We start from the raw sequence: 17,688 nt of genomic DNA on the forward strand, positions 1-17,688 counted from the left end.
CATCACCGATGGGTTCATCACGAAAGAGTGCCATACCCAAGACCATCCATAGAACCTGATCAGACGGTAGACGTCGTCGGCGAATACTCGCCTTGTCAGTCAGGGTCAGCGCTGACTCTATCCATTCAATCGGGATGTTCTGAGTGAAGGTGCTTTGATCTGAGAACTGGTGCAGCTCATCAATCTCAAGCAAGGTTTGGTGTAGGGGCATAAAAAAAATCCAGCAACCGACAGGGATGCTGGATTTTATTCAATTATGCCGTTTTTGGCTTAAGTGAACAGCATTGGCTTAACCAGCCGCCTTTTTTGTGCCCGCAGGTTGGATGTCTGCTGAACAGTAACTGCGGTTAATGGCTGTACAGCGACTTACCGCCATCCACGGCCAGGACCTGCCCGGTAATAAAGGGCGCGCGGGCAAGGAAGGCGACAGCGCTGGCGATATCCTCTGGAGTACCCGCTCTTCCAAGCAGGGTCTTATCCAGAATAGCCTGCTGCTCTGCAGGACTGATCGCTGCCGCAGCCTCGGGCCACAGGATTGGCCCCGGCGCGACACCGTTTACCCTCACCTCCGGCGCCAGTTCCTTGGCCAGTGACAGAGTCATCATCTGCAGACCCGCCTTGGCGATCGAATAGATTGGATAGCCGGGCAGGGCCCGTTGTGCATGGATATCAATCAGATTAATAACGGCGCCGTTATGCTGTTTCAGCTGATCGGCCAGTCTGGCACAGAGGAAGTAGGCACCGCGCAGGTTGGAGTTGATCAGGCTGTCCCACTGCTGCTGGTCGCTGGATTCCAGCGGTGTCGGGTAGAAGTCAGAGGCGTTATTCACCAGCAGGTCGATACGGCCGAAGCTATTTGTTGCCTCGACGGCCAGCTGCTCGACCTGATCCATCTGCTCCAGATCCGCCTGCAGCAGGCGGCAGCTGTCGGTGCGGATCGCGTTGAGTTCTTGCGCCAGCGCCTCGGCACAGGCAAAAGAACGGCGATAATGCAGCAGTACGCGATAGCCCTGATAGTGCAGGGTACGGGCGATCACCGCACCGATGCGTTGGGCGGCACCGGTCACCAGTGCCACTTTGGCCACTTCAGCCATTGTCAATCTCCAAGCTGAACTGCTCACACAGTTGTAACTGGCGGCGGGCTATCTCAGTCCCCAGAGCTTTGCCTTTAAAACCCTCAGCCATCAGTTGTTTGGGTGCGATTGCATTCAGCTGTACCAATAGTGCAGGCAGGGCCTGGTTAAGGGGCGAGGACCGGCCCCCGGACAAGGCTTCGCTGCAGGCGAGGAGGCCGGACAGGCGCTGTTCCCGGCGTAACAGATCTACACCCCCGATCAGTTCCAGCCGTTCTTCCCCACTGATCTGGTCAAACCGCTGTAATGCCTGATACCACTGGCGGCAGTGCAATGCCTGTTCTCGATAGAGTTTCGGGCTACGCAATCGCTCACACAGGGATTCGATCAGTGCGAGTGCGGTCGGGGATTCCAGTGATGCGGTTGCGAGGGTCAGCAGGACGCTAAAACGGTTACAGCTGTTGCTGCCCCGGGTCACCTTGTCGGCGATGCCATCGAGCTCTCCGTTTTGATAGAGCGGTAGTAGCTCTGGCAATAGTACTTCCAGTGCACCGGCTTGAAACAGCACATCAAAGAACACCATCGGTGAGGGCTCACCCAGCGCCCGTTCCAGCTCTTTCCATACCCGCTCGGCCGTCAGGTGCTCCAGCTCATCTCCGGCAGACAGTTGCTGCATCAGCGCGATAGTTTCGTCGGCCACACGGAAGCCCAGATGGGCATAACGGGCGGCAAAGCGAGCGACCCGCAGCACCCGCAGGGGGTCTTCGACAAAAGCCTCGGAGACATGGCGTAACAGTTTAAGCTGCAGATCCTGCTGGCCATTATAGGGATCGATCAGTTCGCCATTTGCCGACTTGGCGATGGCATTAATCGTGAGGTCGCGGCGGATCAGATCCTCTTCCAGCGTCACGTCCGGGCTGGCATGGTACTGAAACCCGGTATATCCCTTGCCAGACTTGCGCTCGGTGCGGGCCAGCGCATACTCTTCGCCACTCTCGGGGTGAATGAACACCGGAAAATCCTGACCCACCGGCTTAAAACCCCGGGCCAGCATCTGCTCAGGTGTTGCCCCGACCACGACCCAGTCCTGGTCGTAGACCGGATAGCCCAGCAGCTCATCGCGGACAGCGCCGCCAACCAGATAAATCTCCATCAGCGTTCGATCTGCTCCGGCTGCTCGACCCGCCAGCCCTCAAAGCCGCCGTTGACGCTGTAAACCTCATCAAAGCCCTGGTGGGCTAGATACTGGGCTGCTGACTGACTGCTGATGCCGTGGTAGCAGCATACCAGCAGCGGCTTATCCATATCAGCGGCGGCGATAAAGTCTGGCAGGTTTTCGTTGTTAACATTGATGGCGCCTGGCATATGCCCCTGGGCATAACTTTCAGGGTCGCGGATATCGGCGACAGCCGCGCCATTCTGCAGCAGGGCCAGGGCTTCGGGAGAGTCGATGCAGCGATACTGATCCATGAATATTACCTTTGTAGAAAAGCAGGGGTATTAAGTTTGGGGTTATGGGTATTGCGCAGCCCTATACAGGCGTAGCTAAACAGCTGGCGGTCTTCTAGGCGCATCGCCGTCAGGGTGTTGCCCCAGACACAGCCGGTGTCGAGTGCAAAAACATGCTCCGCCTCGGCTTCACCCTCCAGCGCGGCCCAGTGGCCGAAGATGATCGGCAGATCCGGGTTTTTGCGTGGCTGGCGGAACCAGGGCAGGAAACCATCCGGCTGGGTGTCGAGGCCGCCCTTGGCACTGAAGTCCAGCGTACCCTGGGCATCGCAGAAACGCATCCGGGTGAAATAGTTCGTGATACAGCGCAGCCGGTCCCAGCCTTCCAGGTCCCGGTGCCAGCGATCCGGGTGATTGCCGTACATATGCTGAAAGTATTCGCGGGCCAGGGTGCCTCTGAGCACCGTTTCTACCTCTTTGGCCCGTTTGCGCGCTTTCTTGACACTCCACTGTGGCGGAATTCCCGCGTGTACCATCACATAGCCCAGGGATTCATCGGCGATCACCAGATTCTGCTGCCGCAGCCAGTGCATCAGCTCGTCACAGTCGGGGGCCTCGAGAATCTCATTCAGGGTATCACCACGTTTTGCGCTAGCGGCACCGTAGTAGACGGCCAGCAGGTGCAGATCATGGTTACCGAGCACGATCCGGGCTCGATCGCCCAGCTGTTTCAGGAAGCGCAGTGTTTCCAGTGACTTCGGGCCGCGATTGACCAGGTCGCCGGCGATCCAGAGCTGATCGTCCGGCGAGAACTGGATCTGTTCGAGAAGCTGCTGCAGTTCATCAAAGCAACCCTGAATATCACCGATCGCATAGGTAGCCATAGTGGTGCTTGCTGTCCTTTATGGGTTAACTGATTCTGCTGGCGATTCTACCAGATTCGGCAGCGGCAATGCCTCAGGCGGGTTGCCGGACGGGTGCAGGGTATTTGAATGAATAGAAAATCTAATGCTGTTGGGGCTAAATTCTGTGATTTATCGGCGAAAACTGTCACCTAAGTGCAATCAGTGGCTTTTAGCATGGCGCTTATCAATTTCCGAGTCACTCATCCATTAGTGAAGCTATTACTACAATGAGCAAGCTTATCCTCATCATGGTCGACGGAATCAGTGCCGACTACTTCGAAAGTATCCGTCACCAGTTGCCCCATCTCGACCGCCTGGCTCGCAGCGGGACACAGGTAAACGGTGTTACCCCGGAGATGTGCGGTACCTCCTGTCCGGGGCGGACCTCTATTGTGGCCGGTGTCGCCCCGTCCGAGCATGGCATCTATGGCAATCATATCTGGGATGGCGAGCAGTTTCGCTGGGCTAACCCGGAAGATGTGCGGGTGCCGACGCTACCAGCCTACGCCAAGGCGCAGGGTCTGGATGTGGCCGGTCTTGGTTACGGCATGATCCGGCCGCAGGACTGTTCGCTCTACAAAGGCCCCTGGTGGGTGGATGAGATGCTGATGCGTGGCCGGGATGCCGAGCCCATGCCAGCGGATACCGTCTGGCTCAGTGCCGGTGCCGACTACGATGATCAGGGCCGCCTGGCGGCACTGCAGGCGCAGGGGATCAATCTGGAGATTGTCGCGCCGAATAAAAACCCGGATATCAAGCTGCAACTGGGGATGCTGGCCGACCAGCAACTGCTGGATGTGGCCGCCGGCCTGGCTGCCTCTGCACAGGCTCCGGACTTTATGCTACTGGAGATCGGTATCACCGATTACTTCCTGCACAAGTATGGCGCCGATCATGCCCTGACCGAATGGTCGCTGAGGGCGGCTGACGCCCAGATCGGCACCTTACTGGAGCGACTGGAGCAGGCGTCTGTGCTGGACCGGTACAACCTGTTGATCTGCAGTGATCACGGGCATGCGCCGATGTGCAGTGGTCTCTATGTCGACCGCCTGCTGGGAGATGAGGTGGTCTGGTCCAGCGAAGGTGGCGTGCTGATGGTGAAGCCGCGCGATCAGGCTCAGGCCATCTGGGTTCAGGCCGCACTGGCTGAATACGGTATCGAGCTTTGGAACAACGATCACCTGCCGCCAGAGCAACAAGACCAGTTGCTGACCTTTGTGGTGCCTGAAGGCTCCGATATCAGCTTTGAAAGCCAGATTGTCGGTGCATCCGGTGTCTCCGGCCCATCCAAGTATCTGTCTAATCACGGTATGCGCCCCGGCAGCCGCGCCGATATGCGCTTCTGTATCTTCAATGGTCCGGCGATACCACGGCAACGCATTGAGTCCGGCCTGGCGAATCAGATCGCTCCGACCATGGCGGCAATCCTCGGTGTCGAAACACCCTGGCAGGCCGAGCCATTGTTTACCCCGCTGACACCGTCAAATACCTCGATTGAGTGCGCCCGCGACAGCGCCGAATGATCTGACTTTACGAATAAGGAATAACTCCAATGAAACGCCTGCTTTCTACTGTATTGATCTCTGCCGCTGTCCTGGCTGGCACTGCAACCGCCGGTACCTTCCGCATGGCCCATGATGTGGGTTACGCCGGTGCCGAATCCCTGGACCCGATCTCACCCAGCCGCTTCTTCGATGCCAATCAGGTGTTGTACTCCCGCCTGGTGCGTCAGGATGCGAAAGGTATGCCCAGCCCGGATATCGCCACTGACTGGCAGGCTTCTGCCGATGCCAAAACCTGGACCTTCGAGCTGCGCAAAGGGGTGAAATTCCATGACGGTTCCGACCTGACCGCCGTTGATGTGAAGTACTCCCTGGAGCGTATCAAAGACCCCGAGATTGATTCGCCAGTGGCGGCGGTACTGGGTGTGATCGACCGTGTCGAGATCATCAACGAGCACAAAGTGGCGATCAAACTGTCTGCGGCACATGCCGATCTGCCGCTGCTGTTGATGGATTACCGCGTGCGGATGATCCCGGAAGGTTCCGGCGACACGATCGCTAAGACCGGTATCGGTTCCGGCCCGTTTATGTTGGAGGAGCTGGATCCTGAGGGCACCACTGTATTGAAGGCTTTTCCTGACTACTGGGAAGGGCGTCCGGCGGCTGACAGATTCGAGATTATCGGTATCGCCGATTCCCAGGCCCGTGTCCAGGCACTGATGGCCGGCCAGCTGGATTTTGAAGACAGCGTGATCTCGCAGCAGGTACGCCTGTTCCAGAACCCGAACTTCAAGACCCAGAGCATCGCCACCGGCGAATGGCGTGCCCTGGTGTTCCGCACTGATACCGCGCCATACGATGATGCCCGGGTGCGTAAAGCGCTGCGTCTGGCGGTAGACCGCGAAGGTATGATGAAACTGGCGTCCGGCGAAGGTGCAGGTACCGTGACCTGTGACCATCCGGTCTGGTCCGGTGACCAGTACCGTGCCGAAATCGATTGCAGCCAGAACATCGCTGAAGCCAAGCGCCTGCTGAAAGAGGCGGGCTACCCGAACGGTATCGATATCGAGATCAGCGCGGCGGATAACGAGCCGGAGTGGATCCGCATGATTGAGGTCTACCAGCAGCAGGCGAAGCAGGCCGGTATCAGCGTCAAGCTGAAGGTAGCAGCCTCCGATGGTTACTGGAGCGATGTCTGGATGAAGGAACCGGCTTTCGCAACTCGCTGGTCCCAGCGTCCGGCCGATCAGGTACTGAACGAAGCGTTCCGTTCTACCGCCGCCTGGAACGAATCCTTCTTTAAGAATGAGACGTTCGACGGCAAGCTGGATGCGGCCCGCAGTGAGCTGGACTTCACGAAGCGTAAAGCGCTCTACGCCGGCTTGCAGAAGTCTCTGTGGGAAGAGGGCGGCGCGCTGATCCCATACCACCTCAACCAGACCCGCGTGATGCGTGCCGGTGTCACCGGCCTGGATCCGGTCGAGCGGTTCTCTATCCGCTGGAACAAAGTGGATGTGAAGTAACGCTCCGCCGCTGGCGAACGGCTACCGCTGACCCTAACAGGGTCGGCGGTTCTTTGGTTTCCTGCCGCAACTGTCCCGGCGAAACCGTCCCTCTTTGACAAGCCTGTAAAAACTCTGCCGATGCTGAAACTGATACTGCAACGACTGGCGCTGGCCATGCTGACACTCTTCGCTGTCTGCATCCTGGTGTTCAGTGTAACCGAAGCCCTGCCCGGCGATGTCTGTACCGCTTACCTGGGACGTGATGCCCAGGGAACCCGGCTGGAAAACTGTCGCCAGCAGCGCGGCCTTAATAAGCCTGCTTTCGAGCGCTTCAGCGACTGGGGTGCGGGGGTTATTCAGGGTGACCTGGGTACTTCGCTGAAACGCGATAAACCGATCAACGATATGCTGGCCAACCGGATGCGCAACACCGCAGTACTGGCCTCGGCAGCGGCGGCGATCGGGATTCCGCTGGCAATTCTACTCGGGGTCTTTGCCGCTTTGCGCCGCGACAAGCCATTGGATGTAGGACTGTCGACCGGAGCGATCTTCGCCATGACCATTCCGGAATTTGTTACCGCCACTTTACTGATCTTTGTTTTCGCCATTCAGCTGCAATGGTTCCCGGCGGTGACCACGGTGCGCAGCAGTGCGCCGATCTCGGAGCTGCTGCCCAATATCGTGCTGCCGGTGATCACCCTGGCCTTCGTGATGGTGGCACATATTATGCGCATGGTGCGCAGTTCGATGATCGAGGTGATGGCCGGTGACTTTGTGCAGATGGCCCGCCTCAAGGGCGTGCCTTACTGGCGCATCGTCTGGTACCACGCGCTGCCCAACGCCATGTTGCCGACTATCAATATTATCGCCCTCACCATCGCCTGGCTGCTGGGCGGGGTGGTGATTATCGAGCAGGTGTTTAACTACCCCGGTGTCGGCACCCTGATGATCAAGGGGATCTACGACCGTGACCTGCCGCTGGTACAGGCGATCGCCCTGGTACTGGCCGCCGTCTATATCGGCTGCAACCTGCTGGCGGATCTCGCCAGTCAGGCGCTTAATCCGCGCCTGAGAACAGCCCGCTAAGGAGGCACTATGCAAGCAATCACTGCCAATACAGCGGATGCTGCTGTGAATAACTACCGTCAGACGCCGCGTTGGTTGCAGGTCTGGCGCAATATGCGCCGCTCACCCTCAGCATTGATCGGCCTGAGCATATTGCTGGGGCATATGCTGGTGGCGCTGCTCGCCCCCTGGCTGGCGCCCTATGACTGGACGCTGCAGAACGGCTATATCATGTTCCAGGCTCCAAGCGCCGAGTACTGGTTCGGCACCGATAATATGGGTCGCGACGTCTTTAGTCGTACTCTGATGGGCGGTCGTGAGGCGATCAGCGTGACCCTGCTGGGCACCCTGCTGGCGATGGGCTGGGGCGGTTTTATGGGGATGTTTCTGGGCTTTGTCGGCGGCCGTCTCGATGAGTGGATGATGCGGCTGGTGGATGCCCTGCTGGCGATCCCCTGGCTGCTGTTCCTGCTGCTGATCATCTCCATGGTGGGGCAGTCCGGTGTGACCCTGATCTTTACCCTGGGCTTCTTCTACGGTATCGCGGTGATCCGGGTGGTGCGCGGCGCCACACTGGATTTCGTCGCCCGTGACTTCGTCCTGGCCGCCAAGACCCGGGGTGAAAGCCGTTTCACCATCGTCGTAAAGGAGCTGCTGCCCAACGTACTGGATGCAATGCTGGTGGAAGGCGCGATGCGCTGGGCCTGGATGCTGCTGGCCTTCAGCTCACTGTCGTTCCTGGGCTTTGGCGTAGTGCCGCCAACCCCGGACTGGGGCCTGATGATTGCCGATACCCGCGGCATGATGTCAATTGCCCCCTGGGCTACGCTGTTTCCGGCCCTGGCCCTGTCGACCCTGATAATCAGTATTAACCTGACTGCCGACGCTTTTGGTAAAGCGATGGGACTGGACCGTGCCAAGGCACCGGTGTGAGGAGTGAGTCATGAATAACCAAGCGGCAAACGCTGAAACCCTGATGCATGTGGATAACTATTCGCTGGGTTACAGCAACAGTAAGGGTCAGTTGGTCTCGGTACTGCGCAATGTCTCGCTGCAGATCCGCAAAGGTGAGGCGGTGGGACTGGTGGGGGAGTCCGGTTGCGGCAAGAGCACCCTGGCGCTGAGTATGCTGGGCTTTTTGCGCAGCGGCAGCCAGGTGCAGAGCGGAGCGATTCGCTATCGCAAACAGTCCCTGTTTGAGCTGCCGGAAAAGGAGCTGGCTAAACTGCGTGGCGGCCGTATCGGCCTGATCCCGCAGAATGCCGGTCAGTCGCTGACTCCGACCATGACCATCGGTGCACAGATGATCGAAGCCCTGATGCTGCATTCGGAACTGGCTCCTTCGGCACGCCCGTCGCGTGCGATCGAACTGCTGGGTCTGGTGCGTCTGCCGACGCCGCAGCAGATGATGGATCGCTACCCTCATCAGCTGTCCGGTGGCCAGCAGCAGCGGGTGGCGATCGCCATGGCGCTGGCGGGCAATCCGGAACTGTTACTGCTGGATGAGCCGACCACCGGCCTCGATGTTACCACCCAGGCGCATATCCTGGAGTTGCTGCGCGAGCTGCGCCAGAAGCTGGGTACCACGATGGTGTTTGTCAGCCATGACCTGGGGGTGATCGCCCGTATCAGCGATCGGGTGGCGGTGATGTATGCCGGTCAGGTGATCGAACTGGGCGACAGCGGCGAGGTGCTGCGCCAGCCTGCGCACCCTTATACCCGGGGCCTGCTGGCCTCGATCCCGCGCCTCAATCAGCCGGGACTGCCGCCGTCGATGCAGGGTTATCCACCGGCGGTCGGTTCTGTCAGCAAAGGCTGTGCCTTTGCTGCCCGTTGTGAGCACTGCTCGCCGATCTGTCAGGATCTCGACCTGCCGCAGCGTAATCTGGCCGGACGTCAGGTGAAATGCCATCTGGATGATGAGGCGCTGCGCCAGCGGATTCCACTGCGCTCGGTTGAAGTGGAGGCGGCAGAGCTGGGCGATAACCTGATCCGGCTGGATCAGGTCGCGGTCAGCTACCATAAACCGGACCTGCTGGAGCGCTGGCTGGGGCGTGATAAGCAGATCATCCCGACGGTGGATGGCGTCGGGCTGCTGTTGCGCCGGGGGGAAACCCTGTCGCTGGTGGGCGAATCCGGCAGTGGCAAGTCCACCATTATGCGCGCCGTCTCTGGCCTGCAGCCGCCGCTTCGGGGAGATATCAGCCTCGGCGAGGAGAACCTCAACATGCCGGTGGAAAAACGCGATGGCCAGCTGAAACGTAAGGTGCAGATGATCTTCCAGAACCCGGATGCCTCGCTGAACCCGCGCCATACCATCGCCGAGATTCTGGAGCAGCCGCTGAAGCTCTACTTTGGCCTCAGCAAGGCGGAATGCCGCCAGCGCGCCGCCGAACTGCTGGCCCAGGTCCGCCTCGGCGAGCACTACCTCGACCGGATGCCAGCCCAGCTTTCAGGCGGTGAAAAGCAGCGGGTGGCGATCGCCCGGACCTTTGCCGGTCAGCCGGAACTGGTGCTTTGCGATGAGGTGACCTCTGCACTGGATGTGTCGGTACAGGCAGCAGTACTGAAGCTGCTGAAAGAGTTGCAGCGCGACAAGGGTGTCAGCTATCTGTTTATCGCCCACGACCTGGCGGTGGTGCAGGCGATCTCCGATCAGGTGGCGGTGCTCTATCAGGGCCGTCTTTGTCAGGTGGGGCCAACCGGGCAGATCTTTAACGGCGCAGCCCATCCCTACACAGAGACCCTGCTGGACGCGGTGCTGCAGCCCGACCCGGATCACCAGCCGATCCTGCACAGCGATGATGTGGTGGAAGCTTCACCTCCGGCCGCCGGATGTCCGTTCCAGCGCCGCTGCCCACGTAATCTGGGTGCGCAGTGCAACGAGCAGTCGCCTCCCTGGCAGGAGCAGGCGGGCAACCGTATCCGCTGTCATCTGCCGATCGAACAGTTGCAGCCTTCAACAATGATCGAGCCGTCGCAACGGGTCGCTGTTGGCTAGGCGGTTGTAACCTCTGTCGGATACCGGAAGGCGCCGGTGCAGATTGGTTTGCACCGGTGTTTACTTTTTATGACATCGGCCATGACTATTGCTGGCGAAGTGGTTATTTTGTCGTAGACTCTTAAATACTAAAATTGCAGCGGCTCTGTATAGCTGCTGCTCCTTCCACGGAACAAAAGGACGTTTCTCATGGCAGAGACAAAATACCGCCTGGTAACCCGTAGTGACTTTGATGGTCTGGTTTGTGCGGTGCTGCTAAAGCACATTGATCTGATTAACGAGATCAAGTTTGTGCATCCTAAAGATATGCAGGATGGCAAGATCGATATCACCGATCAGGATATCACCACCAACCTGCCTTACGTTCCCGAAGCCTGGCTGGCATTCGACCACCACCTCTCCGAGACCATTCGTAACGATAAGCAGGATAATCATATTATCGACCCTGATGCGCCTTCGGCGGCACGGGTGGTATTCGACTATTACGGTGGTTATGACATCTTTCCACGTGAGTGGGAGGATATGATGGTAGCGGTGGACAAGGCTGACTCCGCCCAGTTCAGTCAGGATGAAGTGCTCCGGCCGCAGGGCTGGGAGTTGCTGAACTTCCTGATGGACGCCCGAACGGGACTGGGACGCTTCCGCCAGTTCCGTATCTCCAACTACAACCTGATGATGGATCTGATCGACTACTGCGGCAACCACAGTATCGCCGAAATCCTGCAGCTGCCGGATGTACAGGAGAGGGTTGAACTCTATATGGCACAGCAGGATCTGTTTATCGATCAGATCAGACGCTGCGCCAGTGTACACGGCAACCTGGTGGTGCTGGACCTGAGAGAGGAGGAGACAATCTGGGCGGGCAACCGCTTTATGATTTACGCCCTCTATCCGCAGTGCAATATCTCCATCCATATGCTGTGGGGTCTGAAGCAGCAAAATACCGTACTGGCTACCGGCAAGTCGATCTTCGACCGCAGCTCGGCGACTAATGTCGGCGAACTGATGCTGAAGTATGGCGGCGGTGGCCACCAGGCAGCCGGTACCTGTCAGGTGGAAAACGATCAGGCGGAAACCGTGCTGGATGAACTGATCGCACGGATCAATGCGGACGGTTGAGAGCAGCTGACAGCTTAAAGTCTTAAGCTGTCAGCACGCACTGCGAATTCTCAGTCTTGAAGCTGACCGCTTTCAGCTTATGGCTTAACCAAGATGCCGGACCTTTTGGGTCCGGCATTTTTATGGGTGTATTTCCGGGAGGTGGATTCAGGCTGGTTGCAGCCCGATCCGACGTATTGCGTAACGCAGGCCGATTGTCAGTAGCAGCAACAGCGCCAGTGAGCTTAACCAGCCAATTGCCAGTACCATCTCCGCCAGACCGATCAGTGGCAGCAGCATCACCCGGACCACTGCACGGGCACTGTCGTTTGTGGCGATCCAGCCTGCCAACGGTGGTGACAGGTGATAATAGCTATCGACCAACCACTGACCCCAGCCGTAGGGCAGCAGGGCCTGATCACGGAACAGCCGCAGTCGCTGCACGCTGGCCTGTTGATAAGAACCAAAGGCCGCCGTCGCAATAAAGCAGCCGCCACTGCTATCCTCACTGCCGATAATCACATTGTTGCCTTCGCCGCCACCGACGGTGGTAAAGGCAAACAGGCCCTGGTCGGTGCCGCTGAGCAGGTCATCGAACACCAGTTTACGCACCTGTTCGTGATCCGGCTGGCAGCTGCTGCCATAGGCGCTCCAGCTGCTGCCGCCATCGCTGGATTCGCGGATACAGTTGCCGTAGGACACCCAGACATGGTTGGCATCGGTGACATCGACCGCCACTGAATTGAACTGGCTGGCGCCTGAGGCGGTTGGCGTGACCTTACTCCAGCTCCAGCTGGAGAAGCCGCCACTGCTGCCGGACGGCAGTTCGCCCTTATAGACGTTGTTGAGGGTGGTGATATAGACGCTGTAGCTGCCGCTGATCTTAACGCCATCGATGGCGGTGACCACTTCGGTCTGCAAGTCGGTAAAGGCCGCATCGCTGCTGCTCGGCTTCCAGAAACTCTGGCTGCCGCAAAGGCTGAGGCGGGCGCGGATACCGGTTTCGCTGCTGCGGCTGGCGCCGGTTCTGTCGCCCACTCCCACCCAGACGGTCGTGTCGCTGACCCAGAGGGCATTGACCGGCATCTTCAGCAGGGTTGACGGGTTTAGATCGTCGATAGTCCAGCTGGCACCGCTGTCGTCGGAGTAGAACACCCCGCCTTCGCTGCCGGTATCGTTATTGGCGGCGGTCATGTAAACGCGACTACAGCTGCCTCCCTGCTGGTATTCAATCGCGGTAGTGCTGGTGCGCTCGGAGCGGGCGCTCTCCAGCGGCTCGCCAACGCCATCAAAGTCGGCCGGATCGAAGGTGCGGCTCCATGTTGTTGCCGCCTGGGGAAGCTGGTCGGCCTGGGTGTTGCGGTAGATCTTACCGTTCCCGGCCAGTACTTCGGCATTGTTGCTGGGGTTGATCGCTACGGCCGTGGGCGGCGCGCCATCATCCAGCGGGAAGATCGGGTAGACCCAGTCACCCGCCGTGGTGGTACTGGCCGGATCGCTGGGGTTGAAGTTCAGTGCCTTGCCCAGGCCGCTCTTGGTGGCGATCCATAGATCTTTATTGGTAGCCGAGTGGGCGTAGAAATCCATATCGTTAATTACCACACCCTCGATACCGAGGGCATTACCCTTTTCAGAGCCGACACTTCCGGGGCCGGCCCAGGCGCTGTGGCTGATCTCACCAATCGCCAGGTCGGTGGCGATAAACAGGGTGTCAGGGTTGTTCGGGTCGATCGCCAGCGAAGGGTCGTTAGCGTGGGTGGTGAAGTTGATTACCGTCGGGCCTGAGGGGCCGCTTGGGCTGATCGTCGAGGAGAGGTTGGCCACCTGCAGCCAGGTGGGGGTACCGGCATCGTTATCCAGCTGAGAGGTCGAGACAAAGATATAACGGCTTTCGTTGCCACCGGAGGCGGTGCCTTTGAAGCGGATCACGCTGGGAAAGCCATCCATAAAGGCAAAGCCGGTACAGCCATTGGCGGGCAGGCTGCACTGGTAGTCCCAGCCCTGGTTCCAGCTGGTGCCGCCATTGGTGGATTTAAAGATCATGGCATTGACCGAGGAACCTGCGACATACAGTGTATTGCCGCTCGGATCGGCCGGATCGGATGCGACCAGACGCAGGTCGACAGCACAGCTACTGATCGGGCAGCTACTGCTGCGCTGTTGCACCGGCGCCTGGGTAGGCAGGCTGAGGAGTAAGTCGCTACCGGCAAAGTCGGTCAGGTAAAGGCGCAGGTTATTGCTGCCGTCACGTGTCAGGACATAGCCGCGAAACGGTGCATGCACTGCAAAAGAGATAATCTGTTCTCCACCGGGCGCAGTAAACACGGTGACAAAAGGTCCTGTCGCAGAGCCGCCATTCTGCCAGATCTTGCCCTGATTATCCGAGGCGTAGATACCGCTGCTATGGCCCACCAGCTGCTGGATCTCTGTGAGTTGGCTGCTGCCGGAATCGAGAGCGGCCTGCCAGCTGACCGCGCCGCTGCTGAGATCGCCACGATTGGCACTGACCCAGAGCCCCTTATTGACGCTGCCGGAGGAGATGACGGCATAGACATTACTGCTGAACCTGGGGTTGACCTCAACCTGGGTGGCGGTGCCGGAAAAAGCACCGGTCGTGGTTGCGGAAGGGTAGGTGGTGGAACGCCAGCGGCTGCCATCCCACTTAAAGATCCCTTTCTGGCTGCTGTCTACCGCAATCAAAAGGTCGGTGTTACCACTGCCATCGTCCAGCGCTTCAATATCCGCCACCTGACCGCCATAGAGGCCCAGATTGATCCGCTCGACGGCGGCCTGAGCCGCTGTAGCAGTGAGAAAGAGGGAGAGAATGAGGCTTAGGGTTAGCATGGGTGTTCGGCATCGGGCGGAACTTAAAAGTTGTTGCCAGCCGGGGGTTCCTGATCTCTGCATGAGCATCTCCTGATTGCAGACTCCATATCCGTTATCCAAGTGTAGGCAGAGAATGGCGATTCGGCATGAATGGGTGCATGCAAAGTGATCAGTTGTCGGCCGGAGTCCGGTGCCTGCTGCCTCGGTAATGATTCAGTGGCGGTAGCCGGTCAGGACTATAAGGCGTGCTTTAACCGCTGCAGTCAGCGGTCTGTTGGCTGAGAAAGCGCTGCCGGAATTCGTCTGCACTGACCGGGCGGCTGAACAGGTAGCCCTGAAACCGCTCGCAGCCGAGATGTTCTAACTGCTGCAACTGGGAGGGGGTTTCCACGCCTTCGGCCAGGCACTCAATACTGAGGCTGTTCGCGATGGTCATAATGCCGCTGACGATTCCCCGCTTGGTCGGGTCGCTGTCGAGTTCCTGAACGAAGCTCTGGTCGATCTTCAGGGTATCCAATGGCAGCCGGTGCAGGTAGGTCAGGGAGGAGAAGCCGGTGCCGAAATCATCGATGGCGATTCGGATGCCCATCGCTTTGAGCTGGACGAACAACTGGTTTGCGGCATCGGTATCGTGCAGGTAGATATTCTCGGTAATCTCCAGTTCGAGTGCGTCTCCGGGCAGCTGATGGCGCTGCAGCGCAGTTTGCACCGTCATCAACAGTTCATCCGGGTTGTGGCAGTCCTGGGCTGATATATTCACCGCCACATAGAGGTCCGGCTGGCTGTTACGCAGTTGTTTAATGGTTGTCAGCGACTGCTCCAGCACCCAGCCGGTCAGCTTCTCGATTAAGCTGCTCTCTTCCGCCAGCGGAATAAAGTCCCCCGGGCTGACCCGGCCCAGCTCCGGGTTCTGCCAGCGAAGCAGTGCTTCGATAGCGATCACCCGCTCGCCCAGCAATTGGGGCTGAAACAGCAGGTAGAGTTCGTCATTTTCGATCGCATTGTGCAGGGCGCTGTGTAACTGCTGGCGGTAACGTATCTGTTCTGACAGCTGTCCTGAATAAAACTGGTACAGGTTACGGCCCAGTGCCTTGGCGCGATACATGGCGATATCGGCAAATTTCACCAGATCCGCTTCATCCGTGGTGTGTTCCGGGGCCAGGCTGATACCGATACTGGCGCCGATAAACAGGTGATGTCCCTCCAGGGAAAAGGGCATGGACAGGGTGGTGATGATACGTTGCGCCGTCGCGCTGGCTTTCTGGCTGGCCTCCTTGCCCGGTAACAGGACGACAAACTCATCCCCCCCCAGGCGGGCGACCATATCGTTTTCACGTACAACCTTAAGGATGCGTTTGGCGACCTTCTGCAACAGCTGGTCGCCCACCCGGTGCCCCAGGGAATCGTTGACCGCCTTAAAGCGGTCAAGATCGATAAACAGCAGCGCGAAGGGCGATCTCTGACAGAGCTGTGCCATCTGTTTCAGGGCACGGTTAAACAGGTGGCGGTTGGGGAGGCTGGTCAGGGGATCATAATTGGCCTGATAGGCGACCCGCTGCTGAGCCTGAATACGCTCCAGCGTCGTACCAATAAAGGCCGCCAGGGTTTCCAGTACCCGGGTTAAGCGGTCACCGTCAGCGACCTCTATTGCCGTTGCGACGTTCAGAATACTTGTGACCGTTCCGTTGCAGCGAACCGGAATACTCCAGCCGGAGATCAGGCCTGCTTCAGACAGGCTCTGATGTTCCGGATATTCCGTCTGACTCATATTGGCAATAAACAGTGAGCGGTTTTGATTCAGTACCCAGCCCAGGGACGAGTTCTCGGCAGAGATAGCGGCATGCCCTTCGACAGCCCGCCTGCCGGAGAGACGTGAAATGCTGAAGCTATGTGTGGCTTCATCATAAACGGCATAGCTGGTGCGTTGGGCGGGCAGAATTTCCTGAATCGCTTCGGAGATGACCCGTAGCAGATCGCTTTCGGTGGTTGTGGCGGTGACCTCCTGGGCGGTGCGGTTAACGGTCTCCAGTTGCTGGGCATAGCGCTGATACTGACTCACCGCGTTACTGCGCTGCTGCAACAGTCGCCGACGTTCAAGGTTAATCGATACCAGTCGGGCGACCAGGCTTAGGAGTTCAAGGCTGTGGTGATCAAACCGGGCCGGGTCATTGACCGCACAGTTCAGCGTGCCGATCGCTTTTTCCTGCACCACCAGCGCGGCATTCATGCAGGCGGTGAGGCCTCCTGCCAGCAACGCCTGTGCATCGGTTTCCGGTGAATCGCTGCCCAGCCGGTTGGAGATGGTGGTTTGCCGGTGAAGGGCATTGCCTACCAGAGTGTTATTGATCGGCAGGGACATACCGACAGGCATTACACCTTCGCTGCCACTCAGGGCGAAGATATCCAGCGCCGTATCGTCGGCATTAAGTAAGGTAACGCTGGTGCGATCATTGGGGATCAGCTCATTAAGATGCTGTGCCAGGGTGACGTAGATCGCCTGTTCTGATTCAGCGTTGGTGATTTTGACAATAAAGCGACCCAGCGATAAAGCGCATTCCGGTGCCAGCTCAATGTGATCCTGATTGATAAGGCTTTCTGATAGTTCCATATTCACTGTCCGATTCCTGAGACTGCTCCCTTCAGAACTATCACCCCTGTGAGTAATCTGGTTAATGTCCTGATAATCCAAGATAGCACAGCACTCAGGCAGCTGCTTTTCACCCACCGAATAACATTTCAGATTTAGTTATTGCCCGCTACGGGACAAGGGCTGCCGTCCATGAATAGCGCTGGCGCGGCTCAGCTGCTTTCGCCGCTCCGGATCACATTGTCCGGTTGTTCCCTCATGGGATCACTTCGAACAAACCCTTGGTCAGTCAGTGAAGACATAGAATGCTGCTAGGTTTCAGGCTTCGATCAGGAATGCTAAGGCCGCAGAGGACTTCGTCGGCACCATTTCGATGATTTCATAGTTGGCAAGTTGCTCGCGATAAAAGGGATCTTGCGCCAGTATCTGCTCCAGCTTTACACGATTCTCGACCGTAGCCAGGATAACTCCGCCGGTACGAGGTTCTTTACGGCCCGATAGCTGGAAGTACCCACGCTCGTACTGGCTGTTCAGGAACTCAATATGTTGCGGAATATGCTGATCAATTTGTTCCAGCGGGGCGGTATAGGTAAGGGAAACGATAAACACTTTGATTCCTTGTGCGACAGGTTGTTTTTGGCCGTTAAAATATTTACGGAGCGTCAGTAACTGTGTTG

Annotated in this window: 14 protein-coding genes; 6 read left to right on the forward strand and 8 right to left on the reverse strand. The window is 58.2% G+C overall.

Features of this window, described 5'->3' with window-relative positions; genetic code table 11:
* The 5 genes from Q354_RS0113710 to Q354_RS25775 all read right to left on the reverse strand — a co-directional run.
* Positions 1–211: transposase domain-containing protein (locus tag Q354_RS0113710; protein WP_027858107.1), on the reverse strand; the 211-nt coding region annotated here is incomplete at its 3' end.
* A gap of 136 nt (positions 212–347) precedes the next feature.
* Positions 348–1,094, reverse strand: a complete 747-nt coding sequence (locus Q354_RS0113715) for a pteridine reductase (RefSeq protein ID WP_027858108.1) — start codon at positions 1,092–1,094, stop codon at positions 348–350.
* Positions 1,087–2,226, reverse strand: a complete 1,140-nt coding sequence (locus Q354_RS0113720; RefSeq protein WP_027858109.1) for a CCA tRNA nucleotidyltransferase — start codon at positions 2,224–2,226, stop codon at positions 1,087–1,089. The genes Q354_RS0113715 and Q354_RS0113720 overlap by 8 nt, the downstream gene beginning before the upstream one ends.
* Positions 2,226–2,543, reverse strand: a complete 318-nt coding sequence (gene glpE / locus Q354_RS0113725) for a thiosulfate sulfurtransferase GlpE (RefSeq protein WP_027858110.1) — start codon at positions 2,541–2,543, stop codon at positions 2,226–2,228. Before glpE ends, Q354_RS0113720 begins: the two co-directional genes overlap by 1 nt.
* A gap of 5 nt (positions 2,544–2,548) precedes the next feature.
* Positions 2,549–3,406, reverse strand: coding sequence for a symmetrical bis(5'-nucleosyl)-tetraphosphatase (locus Q354_RS25775; RefSeq protein WP_051560136.1), 858 nt, complete (start codon positions 3,404–3,406; stop codon positions 2,549–2,551).
* A 248-nt stretch (positions 3,407–3,654) separates the two neighbouring features.
* Here Q354_RS25775 and Q354_RS25780 point away from each other — a divergent pair, with 248 nt between their 5' ends.
* The 6 genes from Q354_RS25780 (at position 3,655) to Q354_RS0113760 (ending at position 11,619) form a co-directional block, all read left to right on the forward strand.
* Complete coding sequence (locus Q354_RS25780; RefSeq protein WP_051560137.1) at positions 3,655–4,950, forward strand: alkaline phosphatase family protein; 1,296 nt, start codon at positions 3,655–3,657, stop codon at positions 4,948–4,950.
* A gap of 29 nt (positions 4,951–4,979) precedes the next feature.
* A complete protein-coding gene (locus Q354_RS0113740; protein ID WP_027858111.1) occupies positions 4,980–6,452 on the forward strand; it encodes an ABC transporter substrate-binding protein in 1,473 nt (490 codons plus the stop codon).
* A gap of 120 nt (positions 6,453–6,572) precedes the next feature.
* The gene (locus tag Q354_RS0113745; protein ID WP_027858112.1) at positions 6,573–7,520 is read left to right on the forward strand and encodes an ABC transporter permease; all 948 of its coding nucleotides are present in this window, start codon (positions 6,573–6,575) and stop codon (positions 7,518–7,520) included.
* A 9-nt stretch (positions 7,521–7,529) separates the two neighbouring features.
* Positions 7,530–8,432: an ABC transporter permease gene (locus Q354_RS0113750; RefSeq protein WP_084332606.1), complete on the forward strand. Its 903-nt coding sequence runs from the start codon at positions 7,530–7,532 to the stop codon at positions 8,430–8,432.
* A gap of 10 nt (positions 8,433–8,442) precedes the next feature.
* A complete protein-coding gene (locus tag Q354_RS0113755; RefSeq protein ID WP_027858114.1) occupies positions 8,443–10,500 on the forward strand; it encodes a dipeptide ABC transporter ATP-binding protein in 2,058 nt (685 codons plus the stop codon).
* Positions 10,501–10,689: 189 nt separating this feature from the next.
* Positions 10,690–11,619, forward strand: a complete 930-nt coding sequence (locus Q354_RS0113760) for an exopolyphosphatase (protein ID WP_027858115.1) — start codon at positions 10,690–10,692, stop codon at positions 11,617–11,619.
* A gap of 147 nt (positions 11,620–11,766) precedes the next feature.
* On the opposite strand, the gene Q354_RS27465 is transcribed toward Q354_RS0113760, so the two are convergent.
* The 3 genes from Q354_RS27465 to Q354_RS0113775 all read right to left on the reverse strand — a co-directional run bounded on the left by Q354_RS27465 (position 11,767) and on the right by Q354_RS0113775 (position 17,620).
* The gene (locus Q354_RS27465; protein ID WP_027858116.1) at positions 11,767–14,442 is read right to left on the reverse strand and encodes a CFI-box-CTERM domain-containing protein; all 2,676 of its coding nucleotides are present in this window, start codon (positions 14,440–14,442) and stop codon (positions 11,767–11,769) included.
* Between the two features lie 232 nt (positions 14,443–14,674).
* Positions 14,675–17,032 (reverse strand): bifunctional diguanylate cyclase/phosphodiesterase, encoded by a 2,358-nt coding sequence (locus Q354_RS27470; protein WP_051560138.1) that lies wholly within the window; start codon positions 17,030–17,032, stop codon positions 14,675–14,677.
* A gap of 297 nt (positions 17,033–17,329) precedes the next feature.
* Positions 17,330–17,620 carry a YciI family protein gene (locus tag Q354_RS0113775; RefSeq protein ID WP_027858117.1) on the reverse strand — a complete coding sequence of 97 codons (291 nt, stop codon included), beginning with the start codon at positions 17,618–17,620 and terminating at the stop codon, positions 17,330–17,332.
* Between the last annotated feature and the right edge of the window lie 68 nt (positions 17,621–17,688).

This window comes from Marinobacterium jannaschii DSM 6295 (assembly GCF_000620085.1).
GTDB classification, from domain to species: domain Bacteria; phylum Pseudomonadota; class Gammaproteobacteria; order Pseudomonadales; family Balneatricaceae; genus Pontibacterium; species Pontibacterium jannaschii.

Bases quoted from the DNA above. Each gene is read 5' to 3' on its own strand.
- Q354_RS27470 (WP_051560138.1), bottom strand. From the start codon at position 17,032: ATGGAACTATCAGAAAGCCTTATCAATCAGGATCACATTGAGCTGGCA.
- Q354_RS25780 (WP_051560137.1), top strand. From the start codon at position 3,655: ATGAGCAAGCTTATCCTCATCATGGTCGACGGAATCAGTGCCGACTAC.
- Q354_RS0113720 (WP_027858109.1), bottom strand. From the start codon at position 2,226: ATGGAGATTTATCTGGTTGGCGGCGCTGTCCGCGATGAGCTGCTGGGC.
- Q354_RS25775 (WP_051560136.1), bottom strand. From the start codon at position 3,406: ATGGCTACCTATGCGATCGGTGATATTCAGGGTTGCTTTGATGAACTG.
- Q354_RS0113745 (WP_027858112.1), top strand. From the start codon at position 6,573: ATGCTGAAACTGATACTGCAACGACTGGCGCTGGCCATGCTGACACTC.
- Q354_RS0113715 (WP_027858108.1), bottom strand. From the start codon at position 1,094: ATGGCTGAAGTGGCCAAAGTGGCACTGGTGACCGGTGCCGCCCAACGC.
- Q354_RS0113740 (WP_027858111.1), top strand. From the start codon at position 4,980: ATGAAACGCCTGCTTTCTACTGTATTGATCTCTGCCGCTGTCCTGGCT.
- Q354_RS27465 (WP_027858116.1), bottom strand. From the start codon at position 14,442: ATGCTAACCCTAAGCCTCATTCTCTCCCTCTTTCTCACTGCTACAGCG.
- Q354_RS0113755 (WP_027858114.1), top strand. From the start codon at position 8,443: ATGAATAACCAAGCGGCAAACGCTGAAACCCTGATGCATGTGGATAAC.
- Q354_RS0113750 (WP_084332606.1), top strand. From the start codon at position 7,530: ATGCAAGCAATCACTGCCAATACAGCGGATGCTGCTGTGAATAACTAC.
- Q354_RS0113760 (WP_027858115.1), top strand. From the start codon at position 10,690: ATGGCAGAGACAAAATACCGCCTGGTAACCCGTAGTGACTTTGATGGT.
- glpE (WP_027858110.1), bottom strand. From the start codon at position 2,543: ATGGATCAGTATCGCTGCATCGACTCTCCCGAAGCCCTGGCCCTGCTG.